Here is a 12078-nt window from a genome sequence, read left to right as displayed (position 1 = left end):
GATTACCTTTATCGTATTTGGCTAAAACGGATTTTCAATTCGTTCTCAATAGCCCTTAAAAATTTAAATTCCTCCTTTGATACCAAGGCTAAAGATAGACCTTCTTTACCACCTCGAGCAGTCCTTCCGCTACGGTGTGTATAGTAATCAATCTGATCCGGAAGCTGAAAATGTAATACAAAGGCCAGGTTTTGTACATCAATCCCTCTTGCCGCTACATCCGTAGATATCAATAAATTTACCTTTTTCCCTAGAAAAGCGCGCATCACCTTATCCCTATCTTTTTGATGCATATCCCCTTCTAATAAACCTACCGGATATCCTTTGGCAAGAAGTACTTTGTGTAATTTTCTGGCCGCATCTTTCGTACGGGTAAAAATAAGACCCCGGTCATTTTTTCTGGACTTTAAGAAATAGGTAAGTATATCTGTTTTTGCAATTTCTTCTGCCTGTACATATTGATGCGTAATTTTTCTATTAACTACACTACCCTTATCAATGGTAATGTGAGTGGCGTTGGGTTGTACATACCTTTTAATAATTTCCTGTAAAGTTTTTGGTAAAGTGGCAGAGAATAACCAGGTACTTTTTTGTGAAGTTGTTTTTTCTAAAATCGTGGTAAGTTCCTTTTTAAACCCCATGCTTAGCATCTCATCTGCTTCATCTAAAACTAAAAATCTAATTTTAGCCAGATCGATAATACCACGGTCTGCTAAATCGATTAACCTTCCCGGGGTGGCTACAATCACATGTGTAGTTCTTTTTAACCTTGTTAATTGTCGATCAATTTTTTCCCCTCCGTAAACAGCTTCTACATAGATTTTGTCTGAATACTTGGTGAATTTAAAAAACTGTTTGGCAATTTGCTGGCATAATTCCCGGGTCGGAGCTAGCACCAGAGCCTGTACATTTGGAATTTTTGGATTGATATGAGAAAGTAACGGAATACCAAAAGCAGCCGTCTTCCCGGTTCCGGTTTGAGCTCTGGCAACCATATCAGAAGTATTCTCCAGGAGAACAGGTATGGCTTTTTGTTGTATAGCAGAAGGCGATACAATCCCTATCTCCTTTAAGCCTTTAACTAAATCAGAAGTAACTCCTAAATCTAAAAAATTCATATATACCTATTAGAACCGCAAATATAGCGTACCAAAAGATTACTAATCAGTATAAAATGAAAAAATAAGATTATTGAGATTAAATCTTGAGGATACTTTCCTATATGGAGACCTTCATAAAATAATTAAAAAGTTGCTTTTGAAATGACAACCCCTTTTTATGACTATGACCCTCATTCATACAGAAGCCACCGGTACATCTGAAATCAGACACATCGTCAGAAGAAATTATTTCGTCAAGGGACATAATTCCGGTAATTTCATGGCTACTCTTAAAGTCTTTAAATAAAGCATGCTCACAGTGAGAATGCTCATGCTCAGTTTCTGTAGATAGTATCGAAATTTCTAAAATAGGTTTTAATTCTATAGGCTGTTCTTTAATACTAGTCTGTGCAGAACACCAACCAGACAAAAATAAACTGAAACTTAAAAAAGGGTAAAAAATTAGGGCTTTCATTTGAAGTGTTTAGCTATTATTAAAATATTTATTTCACATTCATCGACAAATTACAAAAAAATAAGACAAATAACACAATGTCCTTGAATTTTAACATGAGAAGTGTGTTAAAATTTAGAAGTAATTAAGAAATCATATAGAATTTTAGGTATGTAAATAGTATTAAACAAATAGGGCATAACCCTACTATGTAAACAAATTAGGTTGATGATAGTCATGCGTAGGAAGCTTTAATGAGGTTTTAAAGACTTCATTTATTTTAGGAATTAGATAATGTGCCAAAAAAGGCTTTGTTTTTTGAACATCCTGATGGATAAAAAAACAGACTTGTGCTAAACCCAATTTTTTCCATGTAAATATTCTTTCTATCCAATCATCCATTCTTTGATAATCCGCAGACAATTCAGAAGCTACAAATCTTATAAAGGCAGTTTTACTGGTAAGTCGCATATGCAATAACTCCCTTTTTCCTGGAGTATCAGTTATAATATGCGTAACCTTATGCGCTTCTAACAAATCGTAAAGGCGGTTACTAACCCCGGGATTTCTGTACCAATCCTTATGTCTTAATTCTATAGCTAACGGAACATCGGTAGGCCAGTTTTCAATAAATTGTTTTAAGTAGAATCCATTATGAGGTGTAAAGGTTTTCGACATTTGTAAAAAAGGAATCCCTAATTTTGATCCGAAGTGTTGTATGGAATGAACATAAGAACGAACCAATGGTGAAGCATCCGGATGTAATTTTTTATCATGTGAGATAGTTCGAGGGACTTTCGGGAAAAATTTGAAATCACCCATGGTTTGACACCTCCATTTTTCCAACTGTTCCTTAGGAAAATCCTTGTAGAAGGTAGCGTTAAATTCTATGGCATTTAACTGACTTGAATAATAAGGGAGTAACTCTTTGGTTCCTTTAGGATAAAAACCTTTTAATTCAACCTTACTCAAATTAGCATACCCCACGTATATTAAAAAATCATCCGCTTCACTTCCACCCCACTTATTACTATAATCAATGGGGTCAGAAGGCAATGTAAAATCAACATCTCTTGGATCGTCCAGTTTTCCCCATTCCATACTTGCAAATTTGTAGTTAATATAAATAAAATCTACTTTTTATAAGAGAAAGAAAATTGAAAAAGCTGAACTCCCTCTTAAGTATAGCTAAATGATTTATTAGTATCCGGTTAACATAAATAAAAGATTACAAAGTATAGGGAAATAAGGAAATCCCAAACTTTAAAGTAATTGGAGGTTGCTTTTCTACTTTTTTAAAAGTAATTAATCTTAATTCTTGATTCCGGAAGCGATAGCGACCGACTCGTCTGCAGGCGGGTTTAAAATTTTTGCCGAAAATCAATAATTTTCCATTTTAACTGTGCTATATAATCCAAATGTTTACAAAAGAGTTCATAATTAATTGCGTATTAGTAAGCACCATAGAAATAAAAAGGTACTTTTAACAAACTTTGCATTATGGATAATAGAGAGCAACACATCAAAACCCTTCGTCCGGAAATCAGTAAAGCCCGGGTTTTACCGGGAATGAGTGAAGAAGAAAAATTTCAGAATATAACCCTCAGACCAATTATTAAATTACAAAACGATCTGCTAATTGCAGTATTTCAAAACTATATTGTAAAAAGGAAAAATGTATTTTACAATCTTACCTTAGAAAAGAAATTAACCTATATGGAGTATGCTGTGCAAAAAGATATGAAGTTTAGAAACAGTATAAAAGGTATGATTATAGGATTATTTACCGTTAAGGAGTACCAGGAATATATCAAAAATTCATCGGCACTTAACAAGCGAATGATGAATATTGTAAAAGAAAGGCTATGGGACAATGTTCAGGTTTTTGATAAACCCCGTATTGCCATTTAGCAAAAATATAGCGCAAGTAGAAATACCAATTGAACTCAAGTAAAAAGCCGTTTCAAAATGAATGAAACGGCTTCTTTTATTTTTCTAATAAGCTTTATTAGTTACCTCCTTCTAAAGCTTTTAATTTATTTTTCATACTATCTGCTTTTGAATCATCTAATTGATAGAAAATATTCATTAAGGTTCGTACTACTTCAATATTATCCGGATTACTTTCTAAAGATCCTTCCAGGTAAGGTACTGCCTCTCTATAAATATCCATACGTTTCGCCTTTAAAGCATCGTACTTTTTATAATCTGCACTTGTAGTTCCTAAAGCATTCATCTGCTCTACTAATTCTTTCTCACCATTTAAAATCAGGGAAGCCAAATTCAATTGCGCAGAACTATAATTAGGTTTTAATTCTAAAGTCTTTAAATAATACTCTTTAGCTTTCTCATTGTCACCTAACTTAGAAGCACTCACCCCCAGGTTATAGAAAAGGTCAGGATTATTAGGGTCATTAGCAACAATTTGCTCCATCAATTCTTTATACTTTTCTATATTACCTAATTTGTAATACATATCCGCTTCAGCTTGTAGTAAAGAGGGATCCGTAGGATTTGCTTTCTTAGCTGCTTCCATTGCTTTTAAAGCCTCTTCATCTTTTCCCTGGCTAATATAAATCAATGCAATGTTCTTAGTAATTTCGGATTTTTTAGATTCTGAAACTTTATCTTCTGGCTTGATATGACTTCCGGTTTTCACCGAAAAATCCCGTAATTCTTTTGAAGGAAAAGATTCTGGCTTACCGTCTTCTTTCTTTGTAGCCAGATATTCCGTTTCTACACCGTTAAAATCCAAAGCTACTAATTCATTATAATACTCTAATGCTTTATCATAATCCTTAGCATTGATAGCATTTGAAGCTGCAAAATATAAATAAGAAGTATCTCTCTTATTTGTTTTATACCCCAAATATAACTTTTCAGCAGCATCCGAATATGCTTCTTTCTTCTGATCCTTGATAGCTTCTTTTACCAGGTTTTCTCTTAGTAGTTGCAATTTTTTTGAGGCATCTGCGGAAAACTTTTTATTACCGGATTTTTTTTCTACTTCCATCACTTTTACATAAGCCATAGCCGCCTTCTCCTGTGCCGGTAATGAAGTATCCGCAGCAGTTGACTGCCCTTGTAAAAAATAATATTGAGCTTTTAATTTATCATCAGCATTCTCAATTTGACCTTCTACTGTGGCCAGCGCTTGACTAGCAGCAGCCGTATCTCCGCTTTTTAAGGCTTTTGCAGCAGATTTTAATTCTTGTTTCTGTGAAAATCCTAAGGCACTGGTACATATCACAAGTGCCGTTATCCAATTCATTTTCATTTTCTAATTTTTAGGGTATAGTGTATTAATAAATAGTTATTCTTCTGAATCTTCATCAAGAGTCGTGCCGTCAACATCCTGAAGGTCATCATTTGTGGTATTTGCGGTATTGATATTCTTGTTTAAGTCATTGGGTGATTCTTCTTCTTCCAGGGTTTCCACATCATCTTCATCGTGCATCACTTTAGCAACCGCTGCAATAGCATCACTCCCTTTTAAATTAATCAATTTAACGCCTTGAGTAGCCCTTCCCATAACCCGTAAATCTTCTACGGATAAGCGAATCGCAATTCCGGACTTATTAATGATCATCAGGTCATTAGCATCCGTTACGTTCTTAATAGCTACTAAGCTTCCTGTCTTATCTGTAACTGAAATGGTTTTAACTCCCTTCCCACCACGATTGGTAATTCGGTAATCTTCCAGTTTGGATCGTTTACCGTAACCATTTTCCGAAACTACCAGGATGTTACTTTCCATATCATTCACGGCAATCATTCCGATTACCTCGTCGGCATCGTTAGCAAGGCTAATCCCCCGCACTCCGGAAGCACCACGCCCCATAGGCCTTGTTTTTTCTTCTTCAAAACGAATGGCTTTACCGGACTTAACCGCTAACATCACCTGGCTTTTCCCATTGGTAAGTTTAGCTTCTAGTAATTCATCTTCATCTTTAATGGTAATGGCGTTAATACCATTTGTTCGCGGACGGGAATATTGTTCCAGGGATGTTTTTTTAACCTGCCCCTTTTTAGTTGCCATAATCACATAATGGCTGTTGATGTATTCCTCATCCTTTAAATCCTGAGTACAGATAAAAGCTTTTACCTTATCATCAGTCTCTATATTAATCAGGTTTTGAATAGCCCTCCCTTTGGAAGTTTTACTACCTTCCGGAATTTCATACACCCGCATCCAGAAGCATTTTCCTTTTTGGGTAAAAAACAACATGTACTGGTGGTTAGTTCCTACAAATAGATGTTCCAGGAAATCTTCGTTTCGGGTAGTACTCCCTTTTTGACCAACTCCTCCCCGGTTTTGTTTCTTGTATTCGGTGAGGGAAGTTCTTTTGATATACCCTGCGTGCGAAATGGTAATTACCACCTTGTCATCAGGGATCATATCTTCAATACTTAAATCCCCTCCGGCATATTCAATTTGAGACCTGCGCTCATCCCCGTACTTCTTTTTAACCTCAAGAAGTTCGTTCTTAATGATTTCCATTCTACGATCTTTCTTGTCCAGGATATCCTTTAAATCTTCGATCGTTTTCATTAAGTCTTCGTACTCGGCTCGTAATTTATCCTGCTCCAGTCCGGTAAGCTGTCTCAATCGCATTTCGACAATTGCTTTGGCCTGGATTTCCGTAAGTTTAAAACGGTCGACCAGTTTTTGTCGGGCTTCATCTGCATTTGCAGAACTACGTATCAATGCAATTACTTCATCAATATGATCTGAAGCTATGATTAGACCTTCCAGGATATGTGCGCGTTCCTCAGCTTTTCTTAACTCATATTTTGTTCTACGCACTACCACTTCGTGACGGTGTTCTACAAAATAATGAATCATGTCTTTAACATTCAACATTCTAGGCCTTCCTTTAACTAGGGCAATATTGTTTACACTAAAAGAAGATTGCAATGCCGTGTATTTGTACAATAAATTAAGAACGATATTTGGGATAGCATCTCGTTTTAAAATATAAACAATTCGCATTCCCTTTCGGTCAGATTCATCCCGTATGGTTGAGATTCCGTCTATTTTTTTATCATTAACTAGGTCTGCCGTCTTTTTAATCATATCGGCCTTATTCACCTGATATGGGATTTCAGTAACGATAATACATTCTCTACCGTTTACCTCTTCCATGGTTGCTTTCCCACGGATAACAATACGTCCCCTCCCGGTTTTAAAAGCTTCCCGAACTCCGTCATAACCATATATAGTTCCTCCGGTAGGAAAATCCGGTGCCTTCACGTATTGCATCAATTCATCCACCTCAATCTCATTGTTCTCAATATAAGCAACCGTACCGTCTACCACTTCACTTAAGTTGTGTGGCGGCATATTAGTAGCCATACCTACTGCGATCCCGGAAGCTCCGTTAATTAAAAGCCCCGGTACCCGGGTAGGTAGTACCGTAGGCTCCTCGAGGGTATCATCAAAATTTAAGGTATGATCTACCGTATCTTTATCAATATCCGCCAGCATATCTTCGGATATCCGTTGCATTCTGGCTTCCGTATAACGCATGGCCGCAGGACTATCTCCATCCACGGACCCGAAGTTACCTTGCCCGTCAACTAACATATATCGCAAACTCCACTCTTGTGCCATTCGCACCATCGTATCATATACCGAGGTATCTCCATGAGGGTGGTATTTACCTAAAACTTCTCCTACGATTCTTGCGGACTTTTTATGGGCGCTGTTTGCCCGTACCCCTAATTCGTACATACCGTATAATACCCTTCGGTGAACGGGTTTTAAACCATCTCGAACATCGGGTAAAGCTCTGGATACAATAACGGACATTGAATAATCAATGTACGCAGATTTCATTTCATCCTCAATATTAATAGGAACTAACCTTTCTCCTTCTGCCATAAATATGGAAATTCTTTTAATTTATTACTAACATGCTAATTTACGCAAATCCTACGGTTCCATAAAAGACACCTAATTTTAATATCACCAATTTATTAACAAAAAAGGATCAATAATAACAATTTCAAGCTTATTTTAGGTCTGTACATAAACTTGACAAAAATAATGACGAGCAGCCATAACCGCATCTGCGTTATTTATTTAAGCTATTCTCTTAATGGGTTTGTAGATCAAATAGTATCTTTAACCAAATAATTAGGAATACTTATACTTTTCTCCTGTAAAACTGTCATATGTATTATTATCAGAATTAAAGGAATAGTTTTTGAGATTTGATAGTAAAAATTACTATTTTAGTAAAAGAGAGAAGGATTAGAAAAGTAAGAAGAAAGAATTTATGGATGATAATTTTTCGCCCAGAGTTAAAGATGTGATCGCTTACAGTAAAGAGGAAGCCTTACGCCTGGGTCATGATTTTATTGGTACTGAACACTTAATGCTAGGCTTGCTTCGGGATGGGAGTGGCAAAGCTATTAATATATTGGATGCACTGGAGGTAGATTTAACCAACCTTCGTCGAAAAGTGGAAATTTTAAGTCCTGCTAACCCGGGGGTTGCGGTAATTTCTAACGAAAAGAAAAACTTACACCTTACCCGGCAGGCAGAGAGAGCCTTAAAAACCACGTTTCTGGAAGCAAAATTATTTCAAAGCTCTTCCATCAGTACCGCACATTTATTACTGTGCATTTTAAGGAATGAAAATGATCCTACAACCAAGTTATTAAACCGGTTGAAAGTGGATTATGATAACGTAAAAGATCAATTTAAATATATGATTGCAAACGAAGATGACTATATAGAAGATACAAAAGCCGAGTCCTTTTCTGAAGATGATGATTTGTCTAATGAAAGTGCTAAGGACAATCCCTTTAATTCTCCTTCCGGAGGAAATAAATCGAATAAAAAATCCAAAACTCCGGTTTTAGATAATTTCGGAAGGGATTTAACTGCCATGGCCGAAGAAGGTAAATTGGATCCGGTAGTAGGCCGGACTAAGGAGATTGAAAGAGTCTCACAAATTTTAAGCCGTCGTAAAAAGAACAATCCGTTGTTGATCGGAGAACCGGGAGTAGGAAAATCTGCTATTGCAGAAGGTCTTGCTTTACGTATTGTACAAAGAAAAGTTTCCCGAATTCTTTTTGATAAGCGGGTAGTTACTTTAGACCTGGCAAGTTTAGTAGCAGGTACTAAATACCGCGGACAATTCGAAGAGCGGATGAAAGCGGTAATGAATGAATTAGAAAAGAATGAAGATATTATTCTTTTTATTGATGAAATCCATACGATCGTCGGAGCCGGTGGAGCTACCGGAAGCTTAGATGCTTCTAATATGTTTAAACCTGCGTTAGCCAGGGGCGAAATTCAATGTATTGGTGCCACTACACTAGATGAATACCGACAGTATATCGAAAAAGACGGAGCCTTAGAAAGACGTTTCCAAAAGGTAATCGTTGAGCCTACCAATATTGAGGAAACGATAGAGATTTTAAATAATATTAAAGAAAAATACGAAGAACATCATAATGTTACCTATACTGAGGAAGCTATTGCAGCCTGTGTAAAGTTGACAAACCGTTATATGACCGATCGGTTTTTACCGGACAAAGCCATTGATGCTCTGGATGAAGCCGGGTCACGGGTGCATATTACTAATATTGATGTACCGAAGCGTATCCTTGACATAGAAAAGAAGCTGGAAGAAGTACGGGAACATAAAAATAATGTTGTCAAAAAGCAGAAATATGAAGAAGCAGCTAAACTGAGGGATGACGAAAAAAATCTTGAAAAAGAACTAGGAAAAGCTCAGGAACAGTGGGAGAAAGATTCTAAACTACATAAAGAAACGGTAGATGAAGAAAGTGTAGCCGATGTAGTTTCTATGATGACAGGAATTCCTGTAAATAGAATTGCTCAAACCGAAAGTAATAAACTAGTTGAATTGCCTGAACTTATTAAAGGAAAGGTAATCGGACAGGATGTAGCCGTTACTAAGGTGGTGAAAGCGATACAGCGTAACCGTGCTGGACTGAAGGATCCAAATAAACCTATTGGTTCTTTTATCTTCTTAGGACAAACCGGAGTCGGAAAAACGCAGTTAGCCAAAGTTCTGGCTAGAGAGCTGTTTGATAGCGAAAGTGCTTTGGTTCGTATTGATATGAGTGAGTACATGGAGAAATTTGCTGTTTCCCGACTCATTGGAGCACCTCCGGGATACGTAGGTTATGAAGAAGGTGGACAGCTAACCGAAAAGGTACGTAGAAAACCATATGCGGTAATTTTATTAGATGAAATCGAAAAAGCGCATCCGGATGTATTTAACATGATGTTACAGGTATTGGATGACGGATACCTTACCGATAGTCTTGGTAGAAAAATTGATTTTAGAAATACGATCATCATCATGACTTCTAATATCGGAGCTCGAAAGTTAAAAGACTTCGGTCAGGGAGTTGGATTCGGAACTGCAGCTAAAAAATCACAGTCTGATGAATATGCCAAAGGGGTTATTGAGGGAGCTTTGAAAAAAGCTTTTGCTCCTGAGTTCCTAAACCGGGTAGACGACGTGATTGTATTTAATTCTCTGGAAAGAAAAGATATCCATAAGATCATCGATATTGAGTTAGATAAATTGTACGGTAGAATTAATGGATTAGGCTATGACCTTAAGTTAAGCGATAAAGCCAAGGATTATATTTCAGATAAAGGATTTGACCAGCAGTATGGAGCAAGACCTTTAAAGAGAGCTATTCAAAAATATATTGAAGATGCCCTTGCTGAAGAAATCATCAATTCGCAATTACAGGAAGGTGATGCTATTTTTATGGATTTTGATGAAAGCTCTAAAGAGTTGACTATTAAAATTAGTAAAAAAGAAGAGTCCGCAGAGTCTTAAAAGAATTTATATAACAAAAAAACTCCCGAATGAAATTCATTCGGGAGTTTTTTTTGATCTTGTTTGAAGTTGATTATATCAAACTACTTCGCAATATTTACCGCTCGTGTTTCACGGATAACCGTAATTTTAACCTGTCCCGGATACGTCATATCCGTTTGGATTTTTTGGGAAATCTCAAAAGAGAGGCTTGCTGCTCTTTCGTCATTTACTTTTTCGCTTTCAACAATTACTCGTAGTTCTCTACCTGCTTGTATGGCATAGGCTTTTTTAACCCCTTTAAACCCAAAGGCAATTTGCTCCAGGTCCTTTAAACGTTGAATATAAGAATCAAGTACCTGTCTTCTTGCACCAGGTCTGGCACCGCTAATAGCATCACACACCTGTACGATTGGAGAAATAAGGCAAGTCATTTCCACTTCATCATGGTGAGCTCCTATCGCATTACATACATCCGGCTTTTCACCGTGCTTTTCTGCCCATTGCATTCCCAAAATAGCATGAGGTGTTTCCGTTTCGGTTTCCGGAACTTTACCGATGTCGTGTAATAATCCGGCCCGTTTTGCTAATTTTGGGTTCAATCCCATTTCCGAAGCCATTACCCCACAGAGTTTAGCTACTTCTCTACTGTGTTGTAACAGGTTTTGACCGTAAGAAGAACGGTATTTCATTCTTCCTACCATTTTAATTAATTCCGGGTGCAATCCGTGGATTCCTAAATCAATAACCGTACGTTTACCGGTTTCAATAATTTCCTGATCGATTTGTTTCCGGGTTTTCTTAACTACTTCTTCTATTCGTGCCGGGTGAATACGTCCGTCGGTTACTAGTTTATGTAAAGAAAGGCGGGCAACTTCCCTTCGCACCGAATCAAAACAGGAAAGTATGATTGCCTCAGGAGTATCATCCACAATAATTTCAACCCCGGTAGCAGCCTCAATAGCCCGGATATTTCTTCCTTCCCTTCCAATGATTCGTCCTTTAACATCATCACTTTCAATATTAAAAACGGATACGCAATTCTCTACGGCCTCTTCGGTTCCGATACGTTGAATGGTACTGATCACTATTTTTTTTGCTTCTTGTTGTGCAGTAAGTTTGGCTTCTTCGATCGTATCTTGGATCACCGCCATGGCATCTGTTTTTGCCTGCTCTTTTAAAGATTCAATTAATTGTGCCCTGGCATCTTCTGCAGATAACCCGCTGATTACTTCTAATTGTTGCACCTGGCTTTTATGTAACTTCTTTAGTTCAAGTTTCTTTTTTTCCAGGTATTCACTTCGGTTTTCGTAGTCTTTTAGTTTTTCTTCTAAGACTTTATTAATTCTTTTGTTTTTATTGACTTCTTCGGATATTTGTGATTCTTTATCTCGGGTTCTTTTTTCAACCTCTGCTATTTTTTTATCTCTTGAGAAAATTACTTTTTCATGTTCGGACTTTAACTCGATAAACTTTTCTTTGGCCTGTAATATTTTATCTTTTTTTATACTTTCTCCTTCTTTAGTTGCATTTTTTAGGATGGTTTCCGCTTCTTTTTTAGCATTAGCGGTCAGAGATGAAGAACCGGAGCGTTCCAGGTATTTTGCTATAAAAAATCCGATGACTACACCGGCAATTAAAGCAATAATAATAAATATGATTGTTTCCATAATGTTTGTAGTTATATATAAAAAAAGCCTGTACCAGC

Annotated in this window: 8 protein-coding genes; 2 read left to right on the top strand and 6 right to left on the bottom strand. The window is 36.9% G+C overall.

Annotated elements, in window-relative coordinates; genetic code table 11:
* Positions 1-8: 8 nt before the first annotated feature.
* The 3 genes from NBT05_RS11350 to NBT05_RS11340 form a co-directional block, all read right to left on the bottom strand.
* A complete protein-coding gene (locus NBT05_RS11350; protein ID WP_265769975.1) occupies positions 9-1118 on the bottom strand; it encodes a DEAD/DEAH box helicase in 1110 nt (369 codons plus the stop codon).
* A gap of 100 nt (positions 1119-1218) precedes the next feature.
* Complete coding sequence (locus tag NBT05_RS11345; protein ID WP_265769974.1) at positions 1219-1575, bottom strand: hypothetical protein; 357 nt, start codon at positions 1573-1575, stop codon at positions 1219-1221.
* A gap of 186 nt (positions 1576-1761) precedes the next feature.
* Complete coding sequence (locus NBT05_RS11340) at positions 1762-2655, bottom strand: DUF72 domain-containing protein (RefSeq protein WP_265769973.1); 894 nt, start codon at positions 2653-2655, stop codon at positions 1762-1764.
* A 399-nt stretch (positions 2656-3054) separates the two neighbouring features.
* Here NBT05_RS11340 and NBT05_RS11335 point away from each other — a divergent pair, with 399 nt between their 5' ends.
* On the top strand, positions 3055-3465 hold the full coding sequence (locus NBT05_RS11335; protein ID WP_265769972.1) for a glyoxalase: 411 nt from the start codon (positions 3055-3057) through the stop codon (positions 3463-3465).
* Between the two features lie 97 nt (positions 3466-3562).
* Here NBT05_RS11335 and NBT05_RS11330 read toward each other — a convergent pair whose 3' ends face one another.
* Together NBT05_RS11330 and gyrA are read right to left on the bottom strand one after the other, a co-directional pair.
* Complete coding sequence (locus NBT05_RS11330) at positions 3563-4825, bottom strand: tetratricopeptide repeat protein (RefSeq protein ID WP_265769971.1); 1263 nt, start codon at positions 4823-4825, stop codon at positions 3563-3565.
* 42 nt (positions 4826-4867) lie between these two features.
* Entirely contained in the window at positions 4868-7438 is a 2571-nt protein-coding gene (gene gyrA, locus NBT05_RS11325) for a DNA gyrase subunit A (protein WP_265769970.1), read from the bottom strand.
* A 397-nt stretch (positions 7439-7835) separates the two neighbouring features.
* Between gyrA and NBT05_RS11320 the strand changes: the two genes are divergently transcribed.
* Positions 7836-10391: an ATP-dependent Clp protease ATP-binding subunit gene (locus NBT05_RS11320; RefSeq protein WP_265769969.1), complete on the top strand. Its 2556-nt coding sequence runs from the start codon at positions 7836-7838 to the stop codon at positions 10389-10391.
* A gap of 83 nt (positions 10392-10474) precedes the next feature.
* Here the strand turns inward: NBT05_RS11320 and rny are convergent, their stop codons facing one another.
* Positions 10475-12040, bottom strand: coding sequence for a ribonuclease Y (gene rny / locus NBT05_RS11315; RefSeq protein WP_265769968.1), 1566 nt, complete (start codon positions 12038-12040; stop codon positions 10475-10477).
* Positions 12041-12078: the final 38 nt, after the last annotated feature.

This window comes from Aquimarina sp. ERC-38 (assembly GCF_026222555.1).
Taxonomy (GTDB): domain Bacteria; phylum Bacteroidota; class Bacteroidia; order Flavobacteriales; family Flavobacteriaceae; genus Aquimarina.
Note: the sequence above shows the minus strand (reverse complement) of the source record. Positions and strands in the feature narration are given on the sequence as shown.

Coding starts and splice junctions, on each gene's coding strand:
- NBT05_RS11330 (WP_265769971.1), bottom strand. CDS start 4,825: ATGAATTGGATAACGGCACTTGTGATATGTACCAGTGCCTTAGGATTT.
- NBT05_RS11335 (WP_265769972.1), top strand. CDS start 3,055: ATGGATAATAGAGAGCAACACATCAAAACCCTTCGTCCGGAAATCAGT.
- NBT05_RS11340 (WP_265769973.1), bottom strand. CDS start 2,655: ATGGAATGGGGAAAACTGGACGATCCAAGAGATGTTGATTTTACATTG.
- NBT05_RS11345 (WP_265769974.1), bottom strand. CDS start 1,575: ATGAAAGCCCTAATTTTTTACCCTTTTTTAAGTTTCAGTTTATTTTTG.
- NBT05_RS11350 (WP_265769975.1), bottom strand. CDS start 1,118: ATGAATTTTTTAGATTTAGGAGTTACTTCTGATTTAGTTAAAGGCTTA.
- gyrA (WP_265769970.1), bottom strand. CDS start 7,438: ATGGCAGAAGGAGAAAGGTTAGTTCCTATTAATATTGAGGATGAAATG.
- rny (WP_265769968.1), bottom strand. CDS start 12,040: ATGGAAACAATCATATTTATTATTATTGCTTTAATTGCCGGTGTAGTC.
- NBT05_RS11320 (WP_265769969.1), top strand. CDS start 7,836: ATGGATGATAATTTTTCGCCCAGAGTTAAAGATGTGATCGCTTACAGT.